At 71.7% G+C, this 23,078-nt stretch carries 22 protein-coding genes and 2 pseudogenes; 22 read left to right on the top strand and 2 right to left on the bottom strand.

Annotated features, from left to right (window positions below; genetic code table 11):
* The 3 genes and pseudogenes from ACFUJR_RS05880 to ACFUJR_RS05870 form a co-directional block, all read left to right on the top strand.
* Nucleotides 1-143 (top strand): annotated as a pseudogene (locus ACFUJR_RS05880) (IS630 family transposase); the annotation flags it as partial.
* Between the two features lie 86 nt (nt 144-229).
* Entirely contained in the window at nt 230-1,063 is an 834-nt protein-coding gene (locus ACFUJR_RS05875) for an IS5 family transposase (RefSeq protein ID WP_383166247.1), read from the top strand.
* Between the two features lie 70 nt (nt 1,064-1,133).
* Complete coding sequence (locus ACFUJR_RS05870; RefSeq protein ID WP_383166244.1) at nt 1,134-1,430, top strand: hypothetical protein; 297 nt, start codon at nt 1,134-1,136, stop codon at nt 1,428-1,430.
* A 297-nt stretch (nt 1,431-1,727) separates the two neighbouring features.
* Here ACFUJR_RS05870 and ACFUJR_RS05865 read toward each other — a convergent pair whose 3' ends face one another.
* The gene (locus tag ACFUJR_RS05865) at nt 1,728-1,910 is read right to left on the bottom strand and encodes a hypothetical protein (RefSeq protein WP_383166241.1); all 183 of its coding nucleotides are present in this window, start codon (nt 1,908-1,910) and stop codon (nt 1,728-1,730) included.
* A gap of 371 nt (nt 1,911-2,281) precedes the next feature.
* Between ACFUJR_RS05865 and ACFUJR_RS05860 the strand changes: the two are divergent.
* Nucleotides 2,282-2,720: pseudogene (locus tag ACFUJR_RS05860) on the top strand (VOC family protein).
* Here ACFUJR_RS05860 and ACFUJR_RS05855 read toward each other — a convergent pair.
* Nucleotides 2,717-2,899, bottom strand: a complete 183-nt coding sequence (locus ACFUJR_RS05855) for a hypothetical protein (RefSeq protein ID WP_383166238.1) — start codon at nt 2,897-2,899, stop codon at nt 2,717-2,719. The pseudogene ACFUJR_RS05860 and the gene ACFUJR_RS05855 overlap by 4 nt on opposite strands.
* Nucleotides 2,900-2,902: 3 nt before the next feature.
* Here ACFUJR_RS05855 and ACFUJR_RS05850 point away from each other — a divergent pair, with 3 nt between their 5' ends.
* The 18 genes from ACFUJR_RS05850 (at nt 2,903) to ACFUJR_RS05765 (ending at nt 23,078) form a co-directional block, all read left to right on the top strand.
* The gene (locus tag ACFUJR_RS05850; protein ID WP_383166235.1) at nt 2,903-3,091 is read left to right on the top strand and encodes a hypothetical protein; all 189 of its coding nucleotides are present in this window, start codon (nt 2,903-2,905) and stop codon (nt 3,089-3,091) included.
* 484 nt (nt 3,092-3,575) lie between these two features.
* Nucleotides 3,576-4,349 carry a BTAD domain-containing putative transcriptional regulator gene (locus ACFUJR_RS05845; protein ID WP_383166232.1) on the top strand — a complete coding sequence of 258 codons (774 nt, stop codon included), beginning with the start codon at nt 3,576-3,578 and terminating at the stop codon, nt 4,347-4,349.
* Between the two features lie 51 nt (nt 4,350-4,400).
* On the top strand, nt 4,401-5,942 hold the full coding sequence (locus ACFUJR_RS05840; protein WP_383166229.1) for a phage tail sheath family protein: 1,542 nt from the start codon (nt 4,401-4,403) through the stop codon (nt 5,940-5,942).
* Between the two features lie 11 nt (nt 5,943-5,953).
* A complete protein-coding gene (locus ACFUJR_RS05835) occupies nt 5,954-6,475 on the top strand; it encodes a phage tail protein (protein WP_383166226.1) in 522 nt (173 codons plus the stop codon).
* 8 nt (nt 6,476-6,483) lie between these two features.
* Entirely contained in the window at nt 6,484-7,242 is a 759-nt protein-coding gene (locus tag ACFUJR_RS05830; protein ID WP_383166223.1) for a hypothetical protein, read from the top strand.
* Complete coding sequence (locus ACFUJR_RS05825; protein ID WP_383166221.1) at nt 7,239-8,111, top strand: hypothetical protein; 873 nt, start codon at nt 7,239-7,241, stop codon at nt 8,109-8,111. Before ACFUJR_RS05830 ends, ACFUJR_RS05825 begins: the two co-directional genes overlap by 4 nt.
* On the top strand, nt 8,108-8,371 hold the full coding sequence (locus tag ACFUJR_RS05820) for a hypothetical protein (RefSeq protein ID WP_383166218.1): 264 nt from the start codon (nt 8,108-8,110) through the stop codon (nt 8,369-8,371). Before ACFUJR_RS05825 ends, ACFUJR_RS05820 begins: the two co-directional genes overlap by 4 nt.
* Nucleotides 8,368-9,003, top strand: a complete 636-nt coding sequence (locus tag ACFUJR_RS05815) for a hypothetical protein (protein ID WP_383166215.1) — start codon at nt 8,368-8,370, stop codon at nt 9,001-9,003. The genes ACFUJR_RS05820 and ACFUJR_RS05815 overlap by 4 nt, the downstream gene beginning before the upstream one ends.
* 1 nt (nt 9,004) lies before the next feature.
* The gene (locus ACFUJR_RS05810; RefSeq protein ID WP_383166213.1) at nt 9,005-9,385 is read left to right on the top strand and encodes a LysM domain-containing protein; all 381 of its coding nucleotides are present in this window, start codon (nt 9,005-9,007) and stop codon (nt 9,383-9,385) included.
* On the top strand, nt 9,378-10,505 hold the full coding sequence (locus tag ACFUJR_RS05805; RefSeq protein ID WP_383166210.1) for a hypothetical protein: 1,128 nt from the start codon (nt 9,378-9,380) through the stop codon (nt 10,503-10,505). Before ACFUJR_RS05810 ends, ACFUJR_RS05805 begins: the two co-directional genes overlap by 8 nt.
* Nucleotides 10,502-11,023: a phage baseplate assembly protein V gene (locus ACFUJR_RS05800; protein WP_383166208.1), complete on the top strand. Its 522-nt coding sequence runs from the start codon at nt 10,502-10,504 to the stop codon at nt 11,021-11,023. Before ACFUJR_RS05805 ends, ACFUJR_RS05800 begins: the two co-directional genes overlap by 4 nt.
* A gap of 3 nt (nt 11,024-11,026) precedes the next feature.
* A complete protein-coding gene (locus ACFUJR_RS05795) occupies nt 11,027-11,344 on the top strand; it encodes a hypothetical protein (protein ID WP_116164941.1) in 318 nt (105 codons plus the stop codon).
* A gap of 10 nt (nt 11,345-11,354) precedes the next feature.
* Entirely contained in the window at nt 11,355-11,720 is a 366-nt protein-coding gene (locus ACFUJR_RS05790; RefSeq protein WP_383166205.1) for a GPW/gp25 family protein, read from the top strand.
* Nucleotides 11,717-14,461 (top strand): putative baseplate assembly protein, encoded by a 2,745-nt coding sequence (locus tag ACFUJR_RS05785; RefSeq protein WP_383166202.1) that lies wholly within the window; start codon nt 11,717-11,719, stop codon nt 14,459-14,461. The genes ACFUJR_RS05790 and ACFUJR_RS05785 overlap by 4 nt, the downstream gene beginning before the upstream one ends.
* A complete protein-coding gene (locus tag ACFUJR_RS05780) occupies nt 14,458-17,064 on the top strand; it encodes a baseplate J/gp47 family protein (protein ID WP_383166199.1) in 2,607 nt (868 codons plus the stop codon). The genes ACFUJR_RS05785 and ACFUJR_RS05780 overlap by 4 nt, the downstream gene beginning before the upstream one ends.
* Nucleotides 17,061-19,238: a hypothetical protein gene (locus ACFUJR_RS05775; protein WP_383166196.1), complete on the top strand. Its 2,178-nt coding sequence runs from the start codon at nt 17,061-17,063 to the stop codon at nt 19,236-19,238. The genes ACFUJR_RS05780 and ACFUJR_RS05775 overlap by 4 nt, the downstream gene beginning before the upstream one ends.
* 16 nt (nt 19,239-19,254) lie before the next feature.
* Nucleotides 19,255-22,479: a DUF6519 domain-containing protein gene (locus tag ACFUJR_RS05770; RefSeq protein WP_383166193.1), complete on the top strand. Its 3,225-nt coding sequence runs from the start codon at nt 19,255-19,257 to the stop codon at nt 22,477-22,479.
* An 89-nt stretch (nt 22,480-22,568) separates the two neighbouring features.
* Complete coding sequence (locus tag ACFUJR_RS05765) at nt 22,569-23,078, top strand: hypothetical protein (RefSeq protein WP_383166190.1); 510 nt, start codon at nt 22,569-22,571, stop codon at nt 23,076-23,078.

The following is a 23,078-nucleotide window of genomic DNA, read 5'->3' as shown; positions in this document are numbered from 1 at the left end:
TCCAGGCCCTGGAGAAGGACATCCGCGACTGGATCGCCACGTGGAACAGCGACCCGAAACCTTACGTGTGGACCAAGACTGCGGACGAGATCCTTGAACGCCTCGCCAGCTATCTGAACAGAATTCCAGACTCAGAACACTAGGTCGTGTTTTAGATCGGGGTTCCGGTTCACGCCTCGCGCCGTGATGATCATGGTGTGGGGCGTGGGGATCTGATGAGCAGTGGTCGGTGCTGGAGTCGTTGCTGCCTGCGGCGGGTGTGAGCCGCAGGTCCGGGAACCGGCGGCGGTTGGTCAATGGAGTTCGGTGGCGGGTTCGGACGGGTGTTCCGTGGCGTGATCTGCCGCACGAGTACGGGCCTTGGCAGACCGTTTACGGGCTCTTTCGCCGTTGGCAGCGCGAGGGTGTGTGGGCCCGGATTCTCACCCTGTTGCAGGCGAGGGCTGATGCGGCCGGGCTCATCACCTGGGAGGTGAACGTCGACTCCACGGTCTGCAGAGCCCATCAGCATGCTGCTGGTGCCCGCCGGGACGGGGCCGGGCAGAAGGAGCCCCCGGGAGGGGTCGCGACCGAGCCGGAGGACCACGGGCTGGGTCGGTCGCGGGGCGGGTTCTCGACAAAGATCCATCTGGCGTGCGAGCAGGGGCAGAAGCCGTTGTCGTTGCTGGTCACGGCGGGGCAGCGGGGTGACAGTCCGCAGTTCGAGCCGGTCCTCGAAGCGATCCGGGTGCCCAAGGTCGGCGGTGGCCGTCCCAGGCGCAAGCCGCTGCGGGTACGTGGTGACAAGGCGTACTCCTCGCGCGCCAACCGTGCCTACGTGCGCAGACGCGGGATCCGCTGCACCATCGCCGAGCCGGCCGACCAGGTCCGCAACCGCAAGCGCCGTGGCCGCGCCGGTGGCCGACCGCCGGCCTTCGACCGGGAGGACTACAAGGCCCGCCACGCAGTTGAGTGCGGGATCAGCCGCCTCAAGCAGCACCGGGCGGTCGCGACCCGGTATGACAAGCTCGCCGTCCGGTTCGAGGCGACGGTCCAGATAGCGGCGATCCACCAGTGGCTGTGACCAGCGGTCGCCCGCACGGCCATGCCATCCTGATCACGGCATTGGGCAGCACACGCATGGGGAGGGTTCAGTGGCCGCCAGGTACTACTGCGCCGACAGCGAGAACGGCGACCACGTCGACGACCCGTCCGAGGACGCCCTGTTCATGCTGATCGGCGACCTCAACGACTTCGACAACACCTTCGTCGTCATCCAGCCCGACCAAGACGACCCCGCCTGGTTCGCCTCAGTCGCCGTCCTGGACGAGGGCGGATACGAGATCGTCCGCCGCGACACCACCCGCCGCGAACACGACGTGACCGTCGAGACCAGCAACGACCGCATCGCGGGCGACCTCACCAAGTGGCTGGCCGCCCGCGCTTCCTAAAACACGGCCTAGACAGGCACCGATGCCTCCGATGCTCCGAGCCAATGGCCTGGGTCGGCCACGACTTCGCAGCACCACGACGTCGGGATGCCAAGGCATGGACCGTCGTAGCTGCGGTCCTGAATGCCGGATTGCGCTACGAGGGCCGGGCACCCTGTGGCTGCGGAAAGGAACCCAAGTTCCGCCCCCGCACCCGAGCCCAACGAGCACGCGGCGGCCAGGAGCTTGCCCTGTGGCTATGACGACTTCTTGGGGAGTGGTCGCAGCGCGTTATGCGGATGTTCGATTGACACTCCCTCAGGTGACTGCCGGCCGCTGCTGCGGTTGGTTGTGGACGGTGATGGTGCTGGTCATGCAGACCGATGCACCGTTCTGGGACTCGCTGGGTTCGCCGAGATCGACGAGGTGGATGTCGAGGCCGTCACGTCCGCGTTCGGCACGGTCGGGTGGTGGCGAGAGGCCACGCGGCCGGGGCTGCATGTCCGGACTGCAGCCGTTCTCGGACCGGGTCCACGACCGTTACCAGCGCAGGCTGGAGACCCTTCCGCTCGCTGATCAGGGCTTTGTGATCCGGTTGGTGGTCCGGCGCTTCATCCGCGGGTCGGCGGGCTGCCCGCGCCGGACGTTCGCCGAGCCGTTCTGGCCGGGGACGCTGCCCGGCGGGCTCGCTTTCGAGGCCAAGTTCGACGCTTCTCCGGACCCTGTGGGAGTGCCACATTCGGATGCCCGATAGAGGGCTCCCGCGGGTCCCTGGAGCTCAGCCCGTTCACGGTGTCGAGAACGGGCCGCCGGCTCCTTCATCGGTTTACCGGTGGCCTCAAAGGGCCGTGCAACGCAGAGGGAGAACCGCCATGACGCTCCAGCGGATGGACGACGTCGGCATCGTCGTCGAAGACCTGGATGCCGCCGTCACCTTCTTCACCGAACTGGGTATGGAGGTCGAAGGCAAGGCGCAGATCGAGGGCCTCTTCGCGGACCAGGCCGTCGGACTCGGCGGAGTCCGCAGCGACATCGCGATGATGCGGACCCCGGACGGCCACGGCAAGCTGGAGCTCGCGCAGTACCACACCCCCGCGGCGATCAGCGACGGAACGCACAACCCGCCGCCGAACACGCTGGGCCTGCACCGTGTCATGTTCGCCGTCGACGACATCGACGACACCCCGCCCGCCTACGCCCCCAGGCGCCGAACTAATCGGCGAGGTAGCGCAGTACAAGAACATCTACCGCTTCTGCTACCTCCGAGGCCTCTCCGGCATCATCCTAGCCCTGGCCGAACGGATCAGCTAGCGGCGGCCGAAGATCGGCAGACCCTGCTGCTGGCCGACGCCCTGGGCATCGAGCCGGCCGAGCTGCGGCGCGTCATCGGCCGGGCCGGTGAACTCGACGGCCTGCTCCGTCAGGCCGTCGAGGGCCGGTGGAAGCAGTACTCCGCCCCGCTCGCGCGGCTCGTCGGCGCTCCCGAGCACAGCGTGGCGCAGGCGCTGCGCACGCTGCACCAGGAGTACGCCCACTTCAACGAGCGCTACATGGGCCACCTCGTCGCGCGCAGCGACGACGTACGGCTGAAGGAGATCGTCACGGAACGCGCCGGGTGGCTGCACGCCCTGTCGGACCGCTTCCTCCACCTCGTCGGCCCGGACGCCCGCCCCTCGCCATGAGCACCACAGCTTCGCGCGTCCCCCGGCCGCCAGCGTCCGAGCGAGGCGTCCCTGCTGTCGCGTGCGCCCGTTCCCCTCGACCTCGACAACCGTCATGTGCGGTGACGAGCCCGATTGCACGGCTTGGTTGTACTAGGTACTGGTGCCGCGGAGGACCCGGGGGAACACCGACGACGTCTGGACCGTCGCCGCCAACGGCGCTGGCAGCCCCGTCTCCTCCTGGAGGACGGCCTCGCCCCGCCGACACGGCGGCCGGCTGACGCACCACGGAGCGCCACCGGGTCGTCAACCTGATCCCTCGGAAGGCCTTCACCCGGTACGTCGACACCCGACAGCAGATTCCGGACGCCTGAGACCGGGCCATGGGCCCGTACGTCTCGCGCCAGGAGGCGGCAGCCAGGTCGCGACGGCGGGTCGTTCCCGTTGCCTCTCGGCTACGTTCTGCGATCGAACCGCTCGATCGTAACTCTGCGTGAGGAACTTCATGTCCGAACCGAGCGTCGCCGCCTCCCCGGTCACCATCCGGCTCCTCGACGAGTTCGCCGTGCGGCGCGTCGACAGTGCCGTCGCAGTGCCGCCGAGCGGGCAGCGGCTCGTCGCCTATCTCGCACTGCGTACCGGCGCCAGCCGATCGGCGACCGCGGCCGCGCTGTGGCCCGAGGTGCCCGAGGAGAAGTCGCAGGCCAGCCTGCGGACCGCCGTGTGGCGGGTGAACCGGGCGGCACCCGGCCTGGTGGTCACCCGTGGGACGCACGTCGCCCTGGCACCGGACACGGTCGTCGACAACCGGGAGTTCACCGACCGCGTCCGACGGATACTGCGCCCGACCGCCGACGCCCAGCCGCCGCCGGTGGACGACGACGGCTACGCCTGGCTGCTCAGGGGCGGGGAACTGCTCCCGGGGTGGTACGACGAGTGGGTGCTGCTCGAGCAGGAGCACACCCGCCAACTCCGGCTGCACGCGCTGGAGGCGGCAGCCCAGTGCCTGGCCGCACAGGGCAGGCACGCGGGGGCCCTGGAGTTGGCCTTCGAAGCCGTTCGCCTGGAGCCGCTGCGGGAGAGCGCCAGCAGAGCGGTCATCGCCGTGCACGTGTCCGAGGGGAACGCCGTCGACGCGGTACGGCACTACGAGTGGTTCCGCAGACAGCTCGACGCGGAACTTGGGCTGCGGCCTTCCGCGCAGCTCACGGCGCTGGCCCGGGGGCTGGTGGTGCCTCCGCGCGGCCCCGTCGGTGATCGAGCGGTGACGCCGTGGTGACACCTACGGGATAAGCCATGGGCAACAGTCGACCTGGCGGAGGGAAAACAGATGCCGGTGCAATTGGCCCATCCCGGCGTGTACGTGGAAGAGCTGCCCAGCGGCGTACGCACGATCACCGGTGTCCCCACCTCGATCACGGCCTTCGTCGGCCGCGCCCTGCGCGGCCCGCTCCACAGGCCCGTGACCCTGACCTCGTACGCCGACTTCGAGCGCACCTTCGGTGGCCTCTGGTCGGAGAGCCATCTCGGTTATTCCGTACGGGACTTCTTCCAGCAGGGCGGCGGCGTCGCCCTTGTCGTACGGGTCCACGCCGCCGAGGCCAACGACACCGCTGCCGTCAGCCTCGGGACCGGCCAGAAGAAACTGAAGCTCAGCGCGGCCTCGCCCGGCGCCTGGGGGGCAAAGCTGAAGGTCAGCGTGGACGACGACGTCCGGCTGAACGACGACGGCACGAAGGACCCGGCGCTGTTCAACCTGACCGCCCTCGACACGGCGACCGGGGTCAAGGAGGTGTTCCGCAACGTCTCCATCGCGCCCGACGCCGCCCGCCGCGTGGACATCGTGCTCGCGGCCGAATCGCAGCTCGTCAGGGTGGAGGCGCCGCTCCCGACCCAACCGCAGGGCGCCGCCCTGGTGGAGGCTACCGCCACCGGAGGGAAGGACGGCGGGGCGATCGGGGCCGCGGACATCGCCACCGGAGCCAACTTCCAGACGGACAAGAAGGGCATCTACGCCCTGGAGCACGCCGACCTGTTCAACCTGCTCGTCATCCCGCCCTACTCGGGGGCCGGTGAACTGGGCGACCGTGACGTGGACCCCGCAGTCGTCACCGCCGCAATCGCCTACGCCCAGCCGCGGCGTGCGGTCGTCGTGCTCGACCCGCCCCAGAGCTGGACGACCGTGGACCTGGCCAAGAGTGGCACCGACGCGTTCACCAGCAGCAAGAACGCCGCCGTCTACTTCCCCAGGGTCCGCCAGCCGGACCCGCTCCGGGACGGCCAGGTCATGTCCTTCGCCCCGTCCGGAGCCGTCGCCGGTGTGATCGCCAGGACCGACGCCGAGCGGGGCGTCTGGAAGGCTCCGGCCGGGCTCGACGCCACCCTGGCGGGAGTCACCGAGCTGGCCCTGCCGCTGACGGACGGCGAGATCGGGCGGCTCAACCCGGTCGGCGTGAACTGCCTGAGGCTGGCGCCCGGAGCGGGACACGTCGTCTGGGGAGCCCGCACCCGCAACGGCGCGGACCGGGGCGCCTCGGAATGGAAGTACCTGCCGGTGCGCCGCACCGCCCTGTTCATCGAGGAGAGTCTCTTCCGCGGCATCCAGTGGGCGGTCTTCGAACCGAACGACGAGCCCCTGTGGGCCCAGCTCCGCCTGAACATCGGTGCCTTCCTCAACAACCTCTTCCGGCAGGGCGCCTTCCAGGGCAAGACCGCGCGCGAGGCGTACTTCGTCAAATGCGACGCGACGACCACCACCCAGGCCGACATCAACCTCGGCGTCGTCAACATCCTCGTCGGCTTCGCTCCGCTCAAGCCCGCCGAGTTCGTCGTCCTCCGGCTGCAGCAGATCGCCGGCCAGATCACCGCCTAGGAGGCGACCCCATGGCACAGTTCAGCGTCAACGCCCAGCGCTTCGACCCCTACAAGAACTTCAAGTTCCGCGTGAAATGGGACGGTCGCTACGTCGCCGGCGTGAGCAAGGTGAGCGCCCTCAAGCGCACCACCGAGGTCGTCGAGCACCGCGACGGCGCCGACCCGTCCACCGCGCGCAAGTCACCCGGCCGCACGAAGTACGAGGCGATCACCTTCACCCGCGGCGTCACGCACGACGTCGAGTTCGAGCGGTGGGCCAACAAGGTCTGGAACTTCGGCTCCGGGCTCGGCGCGGAGGTCTCCCTCAAGGACTTCCGCAAGGACCTGATCATCGAGCTGTACAACGAGGCGGGCCAGCTGGTCCTCGCGTACAAGGTCTTCCGCGCCTGGGTCTCCGAGTTCCAGTCCCTCCCCGAACTCGACTCCAACGCCAACGCCGTGGCCATCCAGACGCTGAAGCTCGAACACGAGGGCTGGGAACGCGACGTGGACGTGGTCGAGCCGCAAGAGCCGTCGTTCGTCGAGCCGTAGGAGTGAATGTGCGCGCATTGCCCGCGGGAGAGGTACTGCGGCTCTGGGACGAGTGCCGGGACGCGTCCCCCGAGACGCGTGCCCTCGCCCTGGCCACGGCGGCCGACGACGACACCGATTCCGTTCCGCCGGCCGAGCGGCCCATCGGACGCGTCACCGCACTGCTGCTGCGTCTGCGGAACGCACTGGCAGGTCCGCGGATGGCGGCCACGGTCGGCTGCCCGGCATGCCGCGGAACGGTGGAGTTCCAGGCCACGACCGAGGCATTGCTCGCCCTTGAGGACAAGATCGTCGATTCTCCGCCGCCCCTGCTGCACGGAGGGTACGAAATGGTCTGGCGGTGCCTCTCGTACCGGGATCTCCAGGCGGTGGCCGAGCAGCCCGAGGCGGACGACCCGGACCGCGGCGCGCTGCTGCTGCTCGAACGATGCCTGCTGAGCCTGCGTCACGAGGAGCGCACGACGGTGCCGGTCGCCGTCGACCTGCCCGACGCGGTGCGCGCGGCGCTGACCGAGGCCATGTCGTCCGCGGACCCGCTCGCCGACGTACTGGTCGACCTCAAGTGCCCCGACTGCGAGCGCACGTTCACCGCCGACTTCGACGTGGCCTCCTTCGTCTGGGCCGAGGTCGAGTCCAGGGGACTACGACTGCTGCTCGACGTCGACGTACTGGCCCGCTCCTACGGCTGGTCCGAGACCGAGGTGCTCGCGCTGAGCGAACCGCGACGGGCGAGCTACCTCCGCATTGCCACAAGGGAACTGCCATGACCGATCTGCTGCACCGGCTCGCCTCCCGGGCCACCGGACGGCGTCGCCTGCCCGCCACCGTTCCGCTCCTGCCGCCCCGCCCCGCCGCCGAGAGGCCGTCCCGGGAACCCCTCGGGTCCGGCGAGGACGCCACGCCGGAGGAAGTAGGGGACGTGGCCGCGCTCTCGTGGGACGGCGAGGCATCCGGTCGGGGCACCTGGACGGGCCTGCGCCGGGCCGACGGCCTGCCCGTCTCCGTACCCCCGGCCGTGCTGTACGACTCGCCCCCCGTGGTCCACTCCGCCCTCGGGACCCCGCCTCCGCCGGCCCCCGTCGCGGACGCCGTGCGGCGCGAGGCGCCCACCGGTGACGAGCGCTTCGTGGAGAAGGGGGGCGCCGTGCCGCAACGGCGGCCGCTTGCCCCGCCCGTCTCAGCCCCGCCCACGACCACCGTGACCCCGTCGGCCGCCGCACCGGCCATGCTGCCTTCCTCCGCTGACGGCGGCACCTCCCCGGCCCCGCACGGTGGGCCGGAGCCGAGTGAGCGGCGACCTCGCCGCCGCCCCGTGGCCCCAGATCAGGACCCCACGCGGCCGACGCGGCGCGAGGAGGCACGCGGGGTCCCCGTCGCCCGACCCGTGGTGGTCCCCGCCCCGAGCCCGCCGACGGTGGTTCCCCGTCCCGTCGCGCCCCCGTCCGTCGTCGCCACCACGGAGCCGGCACCCGCCGTCACGATCACCATCGGCAGGGTCGAGATCCGCGCCGTCCCTCCGGCGGCGCACGCGCCCGCCCCGCCGGAGCCGGACGGTGTCTCCCGGGGCGGGTCGGGAGCGAGCGTCGGCTCGCTGTCCCTCGGCGACTTCCTCCGCGGTACCGGGGACGCGCGATGAGCGCCGGGCCGCCGCGGGTGCGGATCGTCGTCGACGAGGTCGTTCTGCGCGGCCTGACACCGGCCCAGGCCGGTTCCGTGGTGTCCGGCCTGGAGCGGGCGCTCAGCGCCCTCGCGGCCGGCGCCGACCCCGCCGTTCTCACCGGGCGCACCGTCCCCGTCGTGCGCCCCCGGCTCGCTCGCACCCCCGCGCCGAGCGCCGCCGCGCTCGGGGCGCAGGCCGCGACGGCGATCTGGACGGCCCTGGGAGGTGGACGGTGATCTCGCCCCGTGTCGTCAAGGGGGGCCTCGTCGAAGTGGACGTGACCACCGGTCGCGCCCTGCGGACGATCGCGCTCCAGTACAACCCGGACGCTCTCACCCGCACGGTCGCCGTCCAGGCCGCGGGCGGAGACGCCGGCCAGGCACTGCGGCTGAAGGGCGTCGCCGTCGAGACGCTGCGCCTGGAGGCGGAGATCGACGCGACGGACCGGCTCGAGTTCCCGGCCGAGAATCCGGCCACGGTCGAGTTCGGCATCCACCCGCAGCTCGCCGCCCTGGAACTGCTGGTCAACCCGCGGGCCACCGCCCTCGTGGACAACGACGCCCTGGCCGCCAGGGGCATGCTGGAGGTCCTACCCATGGAAACGCCGCTGACGCTCTTCGTGTGGAGCAGACAGCGCGTCGTACCGGTCCGCGTGACCGAGCTGTCGATCGCCGAGGAGGCCTTCGACACCTCGCTCAACCCGATCCGCGCCAAGGTCACCCTCGGCATGCGCGTGCTGTCCGTCGACGACCTCGGCTTCGGCCACCGCGGCGGAGCGCTGTTCATGGGCCACCTGCGCAACAAGGAGGCGCTGGCCGCCCGCGCCGGTTCGGCCGCCCTGTCCGCACTCGGCCTTGAGGTGATCTGAGATGCCCGACCCGCTCCAGGCACTCCTCGCGGCCGGTGCCGTGCCCACCGTCTCGCTGCCGCCGACCAGCCGCTACGCCGGCGTCGGCGTCACGGCCCACGTCCGCCCGCCCGACCCCGGCGAGGAACCCGCGCCGCCCGTCCCGTACTTCCGCCGCCGGCTGTGTCCGTCTCCGGAGCGCTTCGCGCTGCTCCACGAGTACGCGACCACAGCGGGCGACCGCCGGGATCTGCTCGCGGCCGGACTCCTCGGCGACCCGGAGCTGTGGTGGAGGCTCGCCGACGCCAACGGGGTGATCGACCCGGCCCGGATGACGCTGCCGCCGGGGCGCCGGCTGCGCATCACCCTGGCCGAGGGCGTGCCCGGAGCCGAGGATGCGTGACCTGCCCCCAGGCCCCGTCAGGCTGCAGCTGTTCCTCGGCCCGGCCGTCCCCGTGCCCGCGCCGCGCTTCGTCATCGACGCGCTGACCGGTCTCAAGGTCGAGAGCGGCGCCGGGGACGCGCAGAGCGGATTCGAGCTGAACTTCTCGATCCCCAAGGACTCCCCGGTCCAGGCGTTCTTCCCGGTCACCGTGCCGGTGTTCCGCTGCGTCGTCGCGGTGACGGTGCGCGGCGTCACCGAAGTCCTCGTCGACGGCGTCGTGACCCACCAGGACATGACGGCGGCCGGACCCACGTCGGTGCTCCATGTGAAGGGCAAGGACCTCAGCTGTGTCATGGACCTGGTGCCGTTCGACGGCCTGCCCTACCCGGCAATGTCGCCGGCGGTGCGCGCCCTGACCGTCCTCGCGAAGTACGCGGCACTGGGCTGCGCGCCCGTCGTGATCCCGAGCCTGCTGGAGGACGTGCCCATCCCCGTCGACCGTATCCCCGTCCACCAGGGCACCGACTACGCCTACGTCACGGCCCTCGCCAAGGAGGTCGGCCACGTCTTCTACATCGAACCCGGACCGGTGCCGGGGGTGAGCAAGGCGTACTGGGGACCGGAGATCCGGCTCGGAGCGCCGCAGCCCGCGCTCAACGTCGGTCTCGACGCCGCCCACGACAACGTCGCCACCCTTAACTTCACCTTCGACAAGGAGAAGAGGGAGCTTCCCATCGTCGCGATCCAGGAACGCACGAGCAAGGCCCCGCTGAACCTGCCCATCCCCGACATCGCCCCCATCCGGCCGCCGCTCGGCCTCGTCCCCCCGCTTCCGCCGAAGTTGCACCGCATGACGGACACCGCGAACCTCAGCCCGCTCGCCGCCGTGATGAAGGGCGTCGCCTACGCCGCCCAGCACTCCGACGCCGTGTTCGGCACCGGTACCCTCGACGTCGCGAAGTACGGCCATGTCCTGCGCTCCCGCAGGCTGGTGGGGGTGCGCGGCGCGGGTACCGCCTTCGATGGCCTCTACTACGTCACCCGCGTCACGCACGACATCCGGCGCGGCTCGTACACCCAGACGTTCTCGCTTGCCCGCAACGGAGTCGTCTCGACCGTCCCGGCGGTGCCGGTATGACTCAGACCCAGACCCCTACCGTGACCGGCTACGTCGGCAAGTACCGCGGCACCGTCGTCAACAACGTCGACCCGCTGCAGATGGGCCGGCTCCAGGCCCTCGTCCCCGACGTGTCGCCGAGCGTGTCCTCGTGGGCGATGCCCTGCCTGCCCCTCGCCGGGATCAACACCGGCGTCTTCACCGTGCCGCCCATCGGCTCCGGGGTCTGGATCGAGTACGAGCACGGCGACGCCGACCACCCGATCTGGGTCGGCGGCTACTGGGGCAGCCCGGCCGAGGTCCCCCTGCTGTCCCGCACGGTGCCGCCCGGCGGCATCACCCTGCAGACCACGCTGAAGAACGGGATGGTGATCAGCGACGCGCCGGGGCCGACAGGAGGGATCCTGATCACCACCGCGACCGGGGCCATGATCTCAGTCAGCGACGTCGGCATCGTCATCAGCAACGGCAAGGGCGCGACGATCTCCATGACCGGTCCGACCACCGACATCAACCTCGGCGCGCTGACGGTGGTGTGAACGATGCCAGGACCGATCCTCCACCTCGGCGCCACCGTCCTGTGCACCCACGCCGGACAGGCCACGCCGACCACCCCCTTCCCCCGGGTGACCGTCTCGGGGCAGCCCGTCGTCACCCTCGCCACCCCGTACGTGGTGGCCGGGTGCGGGCTCACCGGCACCCCCACGCCGCCGTGCGTCACCGCCCAGTGGCTCGCCGGCGCCGTACGGGTCCTCGCCGGCGGCACACCCGTAGCGCTGCAGTCCGGCACCTCGATGTGCACCCCCACCGGGACCCCACTCACCCCGCTGGCCGCCCAGACCCGGGCGATCGCCTCATGAGGGAGTCGGCATGACCATCGATCATCCCTACGACATCGGCGGCAGCGGCCGCACGGCGACGACCGATCCGGACGACCACGTGCGCGACATGATCGAGCAGTTGCTGCTCACCTCGCCCGGAGAGCGTGTGATGCGGCCCGACTTCGGGGCAGGGCTCCTGCAACTGGTCTTCGAACCGGGCGGCCCCGAGGCGGCGGCCACCGCGCAGTACCTCGTGCAGAGCGCCCTCGAACGGCACCTGGGCCAGGTCCTGACCGCCGACCGGGTCGAGGTGGAGGCCGTCGACTCCGCCCTGCTGATCACCGTCTCGTACGTGGTGCTGCGCACCCGCACCCCTGCCGTCGCCACCTTCCACATCCCGGACGGCCGCCCGTGACCCGCTTCCCGTGCACCAAGCCGCACCGCCTGCTCGCCCTCCAGCAGGCCGGCGCCCTCAGCGACCTCAACGCAATCGAGTACATCGAGGTCCTCGACACCGCCGCGCCCACGCCGGATCTGCGCCAACGCGTCCTGTACGTCCGCCTCGTACGGCCGGTGCCCACCGGTCTCAGCCGGGGCAACGTCGTCATCGACGGCGGCGAACGCATCCCGGCCGTGACCGTCGACTGGGCCGCGGCGGGCAACCACCCCGACATGCCGCCCGAGCTGGTCGTCGGCATTGAAGAACCCGACCACGTACTCGTCGTCCGCACTGCGGAGCGCGGGGACTTCTCCACCTACCGGCTGCGGCTCGTCGCCGACCCGGCCTCGGACCTGCCGCCCGCCGGCTTCGACTCGCTGCTCGCCGAGGCCGAGTTCGCGTTCAAGGTCGAGTGCCCGAGCGAGTTCGACTGCGCCCCGGCCGACGTGTGCGTGCCCGAGCCGCCCGCGACCCCCGCCATCGACTACCTCGCCAAGGACTACCAGGGATTCCGGCGGCTGATGCTGGACCGGATCTCGCTGCTCGCACCCGAGTGGACAGAGCGCAACCCGGCGGACGTCGGAACGGCCCTCGTGGAGCTCCTCGCCTACGCGGCCGACGAACTGTCCTACCGTCAGGACGCCGTCGCGACCGAGGCCTACCTAGGGACCGCCCGGAGCAGAATCTCGCTGCGGCGGCACGCCCGGCTCGTCGACTACCGCGTCCACGAGGGATGCAACGCCCGCGTCTGGGTGCGGATCGGCGTCAAGCCCGGCACGACGGTGGAGTTGCCCGTGGGCACCCCGCTCCTCACGACTGTGCCGGACGTGCCGGCGCGGGTGAAGCCCGGGTCCGCGGAACTCCAGGCCGCCCTTGCCGGCCGGCCGGTCGTCTTCGAGACCGTCGAAGCGGCCATCCTGCACGCCGATCTGGCCGAGATGCGCTTCCACACGTGGGGCGACCAGGGCTGCTGCCTGCCTACGGGAGCGACATCGGCGACGCTGCGAGGCTCCCATCCACAGCTGAGGGCCGGAGACGTCCTGGTGCTCGCCGAGACCGTGTCGCCGACCACCGGACGGGACGTCGACGCCGACCCGACCCGGCGGTGGGCCGTCCGCCTCGTCGACGTCCGGAAGTCCGAGGACCTGGCGGGCGGACTCTTCGAGAATCCCCCGACCGCCGGCCCGCTGCCGGTGACCGAGATCGCCTGGCACGAGGACGACGCCCTGCCGTTTCCGCTCTGCCTCGGCGTCGTCAAGGGCGCCCTGGAGACAGCGCGCGCCTGGGGCAACATCGTCCTCGCCGACCACGGGCAGTCCGTCCCCGCTCCGGGAGGGATCGGCGAGCCGCTCGGCGAGGTCCCGGGGCCCCGTCTCCACAGGGTGGATCGACCGGGCCAGGGAGGCGTCACCCTGCCGAGCCCGGTACCGGCCCGCTACCGCCCCATGCTCGCCCGGGGCCCGCTCACACACGCCAACGCCCACCCCGCCCCGACCCTGTTCCGGCAGAGCGCCACCCCCGCGCTCCTTGCCGAGCTGACCGCGCTCACCTACGACGAGGAACTGCGGGCACTGCTGGGCGCCCACGGACGGCAGCCGGCGGGCGAGACGGTCACCGTCCGCGGCGCCGACCCCCTCTGGTCGATCAGCGACGGCACGACCGTGCTGCGCATCGCCCTCACAGGGGACGAACTGCTCGTGTCGGAGCGGCCGCTGCCCGCGTCGGCCGTCCCCGCCGCCGAGCCCCGCGTGGCACGGCCGGCCATCGACCTCGTCGGCGACCTGGGCGGAGACCGCCGGGACTGGCAGGTCCGGCCCGACCTGCTGGACAGCACGGCGGCGGCCGTCGACTTCACCGTCGAGGCCGAGCACGATGGGACGGTACGGCTGCGGTTCGGGGACGACGAACACGGGATGCGCCCCAAGGAGGGCACACGGTTCTTCGCCCGGTACCGGGTGGGCAACGGGCGCGCGGGCAACGTGGGCGCGGAGTCGATCACCCACGCGGTGACGGACATCGACGATGTCGAATCCGTGTGCAATCCGCTGCCCGCCGCCGGCGGGACCGACCCCGAGTCCGCGGGGGAGATCCGCCGCGACGCCCCCCAGGCCTTCGCCGCGCAGGAACGCGCGGTCACCGAGGCCGACTGGGCCGAGGTGACGGAACGCGTCGGCGCCGTGCAGCGCGCGGCGGCGACCCTCCGGTGGACAGGCTCCTGGCACAGCGTGTTCGTCACCGCGGACCGGCGGGGCGGCAAGCCCGTCGACGCGGCCTTCGAGCGGGACCTGCGCGTCCGGCTCGAGCGGTACCGGTTGGCCGGGTACGACCTGGAGGTGGACGGTCCCGTGTTCGTACCGCTGGAGATCGGGCTGCGGGTGTGCGTGGAGCGCACCCATCTGCGATCCGACGTCGGGGCGGAGGTGCTCGCCCGGCTCGGCGACTCCACCCTGCCGGGCGGCGGCCGGGGTCTGTTCCACCCGGACCGCCTCACCTTCGGCCGGCCGGTGCACCTATCCACGGTCCTCGCGGAGGTGCACGCCGTGCCCGGCGTGGAGTCCGTGGACGTCCACACCTTCCAGCGGCAGCGCCTCCCGGAGACCAGCGGTCTGGAGAGCGGCGTCCTGGAGATGGGGCGCCTGGAGATCGCCCGCCTGGACAACGACCCGAACTTCCCCGAGCGCGGCATGCTCGACCTCACCCTGGGAGGCGGCCGATGACCGCGACGATCCCCGACGGAACCGATGGAACCGACGGGACCTGCGGCTGCTGCTCGGGCACCTCCGCGCGCACCCCCGGCACCCTCGGCAACCGGCCCGGGCTCACGGAGATCGCCTATCGCAGCGGCGTGCACGGCGACTTCCGGTCGAGCATGGTCACCGCGCTCTCGGACGCGAGCCGGCCCCAGCTGGCCCGACTGCTCACCCGCGACCCGGGCGACCCGACGATCGCCATGATCGACGCCTGGGCCGTCGTCTGCGACGTCCTGACCTTCTACAACGAGCGTCTCGTCAACGAGTCGTACCTGCGCACGGCCACCGAACGCGTCTCGCTGCAGGAACTCGGCCGGCTCGTAGCCTACCGCCTCGGGCCCGGCGTCGCGGCCGAGACCCACCTCGCCTTCTCCCTGGAGAAGCCCCCGCAGGCCGGGCAGCCGACCGGGCTTCCCCCCGACCCCGGACTGATCCCCCCGGCCCCGCCCACGGCCGTCGACCTGGCCAGCGGGCTCAGGGTCCAGAGCGTGCCGGGCCCCGGCGAACGTCCCCAGCTGTTCGAGACGGTGGAGGAGCTCTCCGCGCGCGCCGAGTGGAACGCCCTGCCAGTCGTCCCCACCAAGCCCTACCCGCCCGTCAAGCGCAGCGTCGACGCCTGGTTCGACGGCGACGCGCTCCCCGTCCGGACCGGCGACGCGATCCTCTTCGCGAGCGACGATCTTGCCCACGACAGGTGGGACGTGCGGCTGGTGACGGCCGTCGAGCCGGACCCGCCGCACCGGCGCACGTACGTCCGCTGGGACCGGGGGCTCGGCTCGGACGCCCCCTACAACGAACCGGCGGCCCGGCCGGAGGCCTTCGTGCTGCGCAAGCGGCTGCGGGTGTTCGGCCACAACGCGCCGGTGTGGCGGGCGATGAACGCGGGGTTCCGCCACGGCTATGTGATCGCGGTCGGCGAGGGTCATGAGGACGACAAGGACTGGCCGAAGTTCGATGCGGTGACCGAACTATCCGAGTTCAGGGAGGTCGTCACCGTCGTCGACCTCGACGGATCACAGCCCGACGTCGGGGTCGGGTCCTGGGTGGTGCTGTCCCAGGAGCACGTGGACCAGCACACCTCCTTCTATCGCGAACTCTTCAAGGTGGTGGACCGGACCGAGTTCTCCCGGGCGGAGTTCGCCGTGTCGGGCACCGTTACCCGACTGACCCTCAAGGGCGAACAGCGCGCCTCGGGCGGGACCCACGCCGACGGGTACCAGTTCAAGACACCGCGTGATGTGACCGTCTTCGCCGTGTGCGAACCCCTCACGGTCGTCGAGGCACCCGACACCACCCCCGTGACCACACGCGACTTTCTCGTCGAGGGCGACGCGACCGCCATGCTCCCGGGGCGCCGGCTCGTCCTGTCCGGCCGGCTCGACGGCGGGACCGAGGAACCGGCGGCCGAGGTCGTCGTCCTGCACTCCGTGCGCCCCGAGGGCGACCGGACCGTGGTCGAGCTGACAAAGCCGCCCCTGCATCACTACGAACGCGCGACCGCCGTGCTGTTCGGGAACGTCGTGAAGGCCACCCACGGCGAGACCGTGCAGCAGGTCCTCGGCGACGGCGACGCCCGCCGGCCCTTCCAGTCCATGCCGCTGCTGCACGGCCCGCTCACCCATGTCCGTGCCGACACCCCGCAGGGCTTCGCCTCCACCCTCACCGTCCGGGCCGACGAGGTCGCCTGGCGTGAGCTGCCCACCCTGTATGGGGCGGAGGCCGGCGACCGGGTCTTCATCACCCGCGACGAACCCGACGGCTCCGTGGTGGTGGCGTTCGGTGACGGCGCACGCGGAGCCCGGCTCCCCTCCGGCTCGCACAACGTGCGTGCCACCTACCGCAAAGGCACCGGAGTCGCCGGAAATCTGCCGGCCGACCGGTTGTCCCAGCTCATGGACCGGCCTCTGGGCGTCAAGGCCGCCACCAACCCGGTCGCGGCCGACGGCGGGGTCGACCCCGAGGACGAGGGGCACGCACGGAACTCCATGCCGCTCGCCACCCGTACCCTCGGCCGTGCCGTCTCGCTGCGCGACTACGCCGACTTCGCGCTCGCCTTCGCCGGGGTCTCGCTCGCCCGGGCCGACGTGCTGCGACTGCGGACCGGCCGGACGATCGTCGTCAGCGTCTGCGGACCCCACGGTGCCGCGGCTCCCGACGCCACCGTCGCCCACCTCACGGCGGCCCTGCGCCGGTACGGCGACCCCCTGGCCCGCGTCGAGGTCCTCCCCGCCCGCCAGGCCCGGTTCCGGCTGGCCCTCAAGGTGCGGGTGGATCCCGCCCGCGAGGCGAAGACCGTGCTCGCCACCGTCGAGACCGCACTGCGCATCGCCTACGCGCCGCTCCTCCGCGGCCTCGCCACACCGGTGCACCGCTCTCAGGTGGTGGCCGTCGCGGCGAGCGTGCCGGGCGTCGTCGCCGTGGACCTGGACCTGCTGTATCGCGACAGACCGGGCCTGGAGCGCCGCCTCGTCGCCGCGGAGGCGGCGGTCGACACCCATGGCAGGGCGGTCGCGGCCGAGCTCCTCGCCCTCTCCGAAGCTCCCTTCGACCGGCTGCAGGAGATGCCGTGACCACACCTCAGCCCGAACCCACCGCTACCGACCGGCTGTACGCCCTGCTGCCGGCGCTGTACCGGCTGCGCGACGACGAGAGGGACGGCGCGCTGCGCGAGTTCGTCGACGTGCTCGCCACCCAGCTGGAGGTCCTGGAGGAGGACCTGGAGCAGCTGTACGACGACCAGTTCATCGAGACCTGCGCGCCCTGGGCGGCGCCCTACATCGGAGACCTCATCGGCTATCGACCGCTGCACGGCGTGGCGGACAAGGTCCGCTCGCCGCGCGCCGAAGTGGCCCACACCATCGCCTACCGCCGCCGCAAGGGCACGGCCGCGGCACTGGAGCAGCTGGCCCGGGACGTCACCGGCTGGCCGGCCCGCGCCGTCGAGTTCTTCGAACGCCTCGTGACCACCCAGTACATGAACCACACCAGGCTCCACGCCCGCGCCACTCCCGGCATGCGCGACGCGGAGGCACTGTCCTGGGGCACGCGGATGAACGGGGCCTTCGACGACCTGGCCCACACCGCCGACGTACGCGCCATCGCGGCCCGCCCGCCGCGCCGCGCCGGCCGGTACGCCATCCCGAACGTCGGCATCTTCCTGTGGCGCACCGAGGCCGTGCGCCTCGACCGCACACCGCTCACCCCCCACGTCGCGGGGGAGCGGCGCCGCTACCGTTTCGACACTCTGGGCAGCGACTCCACGCTCTTCGGCGCGCCGCGCACCGAGGAGGAGATCACCCACCTCGCGGAGCCCGAGGACGTCCCCCTGCCGCTGACCCGCTGCCGGCTGGCCGCGCACCTCGACTCCTCGTACGGGAACGGGCGCAGTCTTGTGCTGTCGAAGGGCGTGCGCAACGCGGCCGGTGCGTGGGAGTTCACCCCCGTACCGTCCGCCGAGATCACCGTCTGCGACCTGTCCGACCTGCCCGGCGGCGGTGGCGCGTGGGCGCACGAGCCCGTGGCGGGCAAGGTCGCGGTCGACCCCGAGCTCGGTCGGGTGTTCTTCGGCACGGCCGTCCCCGACACCACCAAGCCGGTCGCCACCCACCATTACGGCCTCGCCGTGCCGCTGGGCGCCCGGGGTTCGGCGCGCGGCGGGGCGGAGGCTCCCCGGCCGCACCGGAAGGTCGCCGACGGGGAGGCGCAGCAGGCCGTCCTCGACGGGCTCGCCGACGGGGGAACGTTGCGGATCACCGACTCCGACCGCTACGAGGACCTGCACACGGTGCGGACCACCACGGCCGCGGCGGGCAGGCCGGACACCGCCGTGTGGGTACGCGCCGACGACGGCGCCCGTCCCACGGTCGTCGCCCGGGACGGACTGCGCCTGGCGATGGGTCAGCGCACCGAGGTCGTCCTCGACGGGCTCCTGGTCACCGGGGGACCGGTCGTCCTGGAGGAGCAGGGAGACGGGGGCAACCGGACCGTGGAGCTGCGCGACTGCACCTTGGTCCCCGGGCAGAGCCGGACCGCCGACGGACAGCCGGCCCACCCCGAGCTGGCCTCCCTGCTCGTCCTCGACCCCTTCGCCACCGTGCGGCTGACCCGATGCGTCCTCGGGCCGATCGTCGCCGTCGAAGGCGCCGACATCACGCTCACCGACTGCGTCGTCGACGCCTCCGCTCCGACGGCCGTCGCCTACTGCGGGCGTCCGGCACTGCCCGACGGCGGCCTGCGCACCGTCCCCGACGCGGACGCGCAGGCCACGGGCGCGGGCGTCGAGCCCGGCGGCCGCCTCCATCTGCGCGAGTGCACCGTCATGGGCGGCATCCACGCCGAAGAGCTCGACGCGTCCAACTCCCTGCTCGTCGCCGCACTCGCCCCGGGCGACGTCCGCGAGGCCGCCGTGTGGGCACGCCGCCGCCAGCAGGGCTGCCTGCGCTTCAGCTACGTGCCGGAGGGCTCGCGCACGGGCCGCCGCTACCGCTGCCGCCCGGACCCCGCCGACCCGCCCGGTACCCGCCGCGCCGACCGCCCGCACTTCACCTCGCTCCGTTTCGGCGACCCCGCGTACGCCCAGCTCGGCACCGCCACGCCGGACTCCATCCGGCGGGGTGCCGACGACGAGAGCGAGATGGGCGCGACCCATCTGCTGTTCACACCGCGACGGGAGAGCGATCTCCTGCTGCGGCTCGACGAGTACCTCCGCTTCGGACTCGAAGCGGGCTTCTTCTACGCGACCTGAGCAAGGAGGCCTCCCGATGGGAGCCGATCTGAGCCGCGTGCGGTTCGACGCGCTGCGCGACCACTCCGGCGTCGTCATGCAGCAGGGCCGACTGCTGCTCGACTCCGACTGGAACGAGTTCGTGGCGATCGTCGACCGCAGACTGCGCGCTGCCGCCGCCGACCTCGGCAGCCCCGGGGCCACGGAGGGGTTCTCCGGCGTCGCCGTGGTCCCCCGTACGACCCCCGACGCCTTCCGGATCACCAGCTCGGCGGACGGCATCACCATCGGCCGTGGCCGCATGTACGTCGACGGGCTGATGGCGGAGAACCACGGAACGGGCGACGAGATCGCCTTCGACCCGCTGCTCGCGGGCCCGGTGCACACGGAGGACACCCCGTACGGGAACCAGCCCTACTGGACGGCCCCGACGCCGCTGCCCACCACCGGCACTCACATGGTGTATCTGGACGTGTGGCAGCGCGAGGTCACCCCGCTCCAGGCGCGGGACCTGATCGAGGAGGCCGTGGGGGTCGACACCACGGTCCGCGCCCAGACCGTCTGGCGGGTCCGCGTGCACGAGCCCGACACCCCCGACGTCGACTGCAGCACCCCGGACGAGGACATCCCCGGGTGGGCCGAGGTCATCGCCCCCTCCGCCGGCCGGCTCACCACCGACACGATCCCCGTGGTCGCGGACGACAACCCGTGCGCGCTGCCGCCCAGCGGTGACTACCGAGGGCTCGAGAACCAGACCTACCGGGTGGAGATCCACGAGGGGGGAGCGGCCGGCACCGCCACGTTCAAGTGGTCCCGAGACAACGGCTCGGTCGCCATGCGGGTCGTCGAGGTCCTGGCGCAGGACCGGCTGCGGCCCGAGCACCTAGGCCGGGACACGGTGCTCGGATTGCGTGAGAACGACTGGGTGGAGATCCTCGACGACCAACAGGGACTCGACGAGCGGCCCGGCTACATGCGCCGGATCACCACGTTGCACGGCGACGGAACGATCTCCATCACCCCTCCCCTCCCGGCGGAACTGGTCGTGACGACCGAGGAGGCGCTCCGGCGGAACCTGCTGATCCGCCGCTGGGACCACACGGGCACGGTCAGGAGTGCGGAGGGCGCCGTGGTCGACAACCTCGACGCCCCCGGCTCCACCGGGGCCATCAAGGTGCCGACGGGGAGCGTGCCGATCGTCCTCGAACACGGCATCACTGTGGCACTCGACGCGCCCGGCGGTGTGTTCCGCACGGGCGACCACTGGATCTTCACCGCGCGCACCACCACCGCCACCGTCGAGAAGCTCGACGCGGCACCCCCGCTGGGCGTCCACCACCACTACGCACGCCTGGCCGTCGTCACGTTCCCCTCCACCGCGCACGACTGCCGCACCCTGTGGCCGGACGCCGGGGGCTGCGGCGACTGCACCGTCTGCGTCACCCCCGAGTCCCACGCCAGCGGCGTCCTGACCGTGCAGGCGGCGGTGGATTCGGTCGCGGAGGACGGCGGCACGGTCTGTCTCGCGCCGGGCGTCTACCACCTCGTCGAAGGACCCGTACGGATGCGGAGGGCACGGTCGGTGCGCGTCCACGGGCACGGCACCGGCACCCTGCTCATCGGCGAGAGCGGCTGCTTCGACATCCGTCTCTCGGTCTTCGTCACCCTGGAGGACTTCACGGTCATCTCCATCGGCAACGATCCGGCGATCCAGCTCGCCGTCACGACCGCGGTCACCGCCCGGCGGCTGACGGCGCTGGCGATCGGCGGCGGAGAGGACGCCGGGACGGGCACCGCGATCCAGCTGTCCGGCGCCTCCCTGCGGACCAGGATCCTGGACTGCGACATCATCGGCCGGGCCGGCGTCGAGGCCCAGGAGTACCTGGACGACGGCGGCGAGGGCGGGGGCATCAGAGCCCACCTGCTGACGGCCGACCTGGAGATCGTCGGCAACCGGATGATGTGCTTCTCGGCCGGCGTGCAGTTCCGGGAGAGCGCGGCCCACGTGCTGCGCAACAGCATCCGCGGCAACACGGTGCTGTTCACCCACAGCGCGGGTCTCCACCTGTGCGGCGCGCTCTCGCCCCGGGCCTCCTTCGACATCGCCGACAACCATGTGCAGGCCGACGGGGGCGGCATCGAGGTGGGGGCGAGCGGATACACCGTCCGGGACAACACGATCATCGGTACCCCGGAGCCGGACCCCGGCCCGTCCCGCGGGATCGTCGTGCTGGAGAGCGTGTCCGGCGTACTGCGTGGCACCACCCGCATCACGGGCAACCGCATCCGCCGGGTCATGGGCCCGGGCATCGCCCTGCGCGTCCCGACCGGAGACCTGGACGTCTCGCACAACACCATCGAACGAGCCGTCGAAGGCATCGTGGTCACCGAGCGCGGCAGGTCCGCCGACGCCGTCATCGTCGGCAACACCCTGCGGGACATCGTCCCGCGCCCGTACGGGCACCCGCCCGTGAACGTTTACGCCATCCGTGTCGTCGGCGCGAACCACGCGCTGATCAGCTCCAACACGGTCTCCAACGTCACCACGCCGTCCCCCGGCGCCCAGGAGAACGGCGGGCCGCAACGAAAGACGGCCGTGGCTGTACTGGCCTGCCGGGAGTCGCGGATCCACGGCAACACCGTCGAATCGGTCGGCCGGGAGAACTACATGGAGGGCGACCGGTACCTCGGCATCCACGTCTGCGTCTTCACCCGCAGCACCATCGAGAGCAACGTCTGCCGACGGATCCCCGAGGACGTCGACTACGACGGCCACCCGCCGTGGAGCGGCCTGGTGGTGGGCGACGACCACGAAGAGGACGACGGGGACGGCGATACCCCTGCCTTCCGCACCGCGCACATCGGCCCGTACGTCTCCGTCATCGGCGCCAGGGTCTCCTACCTGATCGGTCCGAACACCGCGTTCACCCACGCCTCGGACGACGTCAGCCTGATCGTCTCCACCAACACCCTCACCGGCGGCGCGCAGTTCCCCGCGGCGCGGATCGACATGACCGGAGACGCCGTCGTCTCCGCCAACCAGTTCCGTCAGCACGGAGACTCGGACCCGGCCGCGCTCAGCGTGCGGGCCACGACCGCCACCGTGACCGGCAACCGTGCCAGGGGCGGCATTCCGTCGATCCTCCTCGACGTCAACCCGAAATGGCTCGCCGTGCTCGGCAACATCACCAGCGGCGGCATCGAGCCGGCGGACATCATCGACCCCAAGTGGCTGCACCTCAACGTCCAGGGCGTGCTCTGACGGCGGGTCCGGCACCCGCCCCCAAGGGACCGTCCGCTCCCTCGCGCGCTCGAACCACCCGCCCCGACTTCCGGAAGGACCCCGCACCGATGCCGATCGTCGTCGTCGAGCAGGAGAAGACACTCGCCGCCCTGACTACACGGCTCCTGAAGACCAGAACGTCCAAGGCCGTGAAGGAGAAGGCCGCGCAGGTGATCCGCGAGGCCAATCCGGGCCTCGACCTCGACCACCTGCGACCGGGGATGGTCGTCGTCGTGCCGCGGCTGGCGGAATTGCGGGGCGGCGATGACGACGACCTGGTCGACGAGGGCCTGGACCTCTTCCTCGCGCAGATCAGAGAAGAGGTCGACGCCCTCCTCGTAGCCGCCGACGCGGCCCTGAAGGACGAGAAGGCCGAACTCGAGACGATGGCCAAGGTGCTCGACGTCATGGAAGTCCAGCAGGCGGCCCAGAACGACCCCCTGCTCCAGGAGAACCTGCAGCTTCTGCGCAGCTCGATCGACGCCGACACGACGGCCGCCGGCGACAACACCGACATCCTGCTCAACGGCATCGAGCAGTGGTACACCGACCTCGACGACCTGAGCACGCTGTGGTGA

The organism is Streptomyces sp. NPDC057271 (genome assembly GCF_042668715.1).
Classification (GTDB): domain Bacteria; phylum Actinomycetota; class Actinomycetes; order Streptomycetales; family Streptomycetaceae; genus Streptomyces.
Note: the sequence above shows the minus strand (reverse complement) of the source record. Positions and strands in the feature narration are given on the sequence as shown.

Bases quoted from the DNA above. Each gene is read 5' to 3' on its own strand.
- ACFUJR_RS05865 (WP_383166241.1), bottom strand. From the start codon at position 1,910: ATGCAGCCCCGGCCGCGTGGCCTCTCGCCACCACCCGACCGTGCCGAA.
- ACFUJR_RS05845 (WP_383166232.1), top strand. From the start codon at position 3,576: ATGTCCGAACCGAGCGTCGCCGCCTCCCCGGTCACCATCCGGCTCCTC.
- ACFUJR_RS05840 (WP_383166229.1), top strand. From the start codon at position 4,401: ATGCCGGTGCAATTGGCCCATCCCGGCGTGTACGTGGAAGAGCTGCCC.
- ACFUJR_RS05835 (WP_383166226.1), top strand. From the start codon at position 5,954: ATGGCACAGTTCAGCGTCAACGCCCAGCGCTTCGACCCCTACAAGAAC.
- ACFUJR_RS05825 (WP_383166221.1), top strand. From the start codon at position 7,239: ATGACCGATCTGCTGCACCGGCTCGCCTCCCGGGCCACCGGACGGCGT.
- ACFUJR_RS05820 (WP_383166218.1), top strand. From the start codon at position 8,108: ATGAGCGCCGGGCCGCCGCGGGTGCGGATCGTCGTCGACGAGGTCGTT.
- ACFUJR_RS05810 (WP_383166213.1), top strand. From the start codon at position 9,005: ATGCCCGACCCGCTCCAGGCACTCCTCGCGGCCGGTGCCGTGCCCACC.
- ACFUJR_RS05805 (WP_383166210.1), top strand. From the start codon at position 9,378: ATGCGTGACCTGCCCCCAGGCCCCGTCAGGCTGCAGCTGTTCCTCGGC.
- ACFUJR_RS05800 (WP_383166208.1), top strand. From the start codon at position 10,502: ATGACTCAGACCCAGACCCCTACCGTGACCGGCTACGTCGGCAAGTAC.
- ACFUJR_RS05795 (WP_116164941.1), top strand. From the start codon at position 11,027: ATGCCAGGACCGATCCTCCACCTCGGCGCCACCGTCCTGTGCACCCAC.
- ACFUJR_RS05790 (WP_383166205.1), top strand. From the start codon at position 11,355: ATGACCATCGATCATCCCTACGACATCGGCGGCAGCGGCCGCACGGCG.
- ACFUJR_RS05780 (WP_383166199.1), top strand. From the start codon at position 14,458: ATGACCGCGACGATCCCCGACGGAACCGATGGAACCGACGGGACCTGC.
- ACFUJR_RS05770 (WP_383166193.1), top strand. From the start codon at position 19,255: ATGGGAGCCGATCTGAGCCGCGTGCGGTTCGACGCGCTGCGCGACCAC.
- ACFUJR_RS05765 (WP_383166190.1), top strand. From the start codon at position 22,569: ATGCCGATCGTCGTCGTCGAGCAGGAGAAGACACTCGCCGCCCTGACT.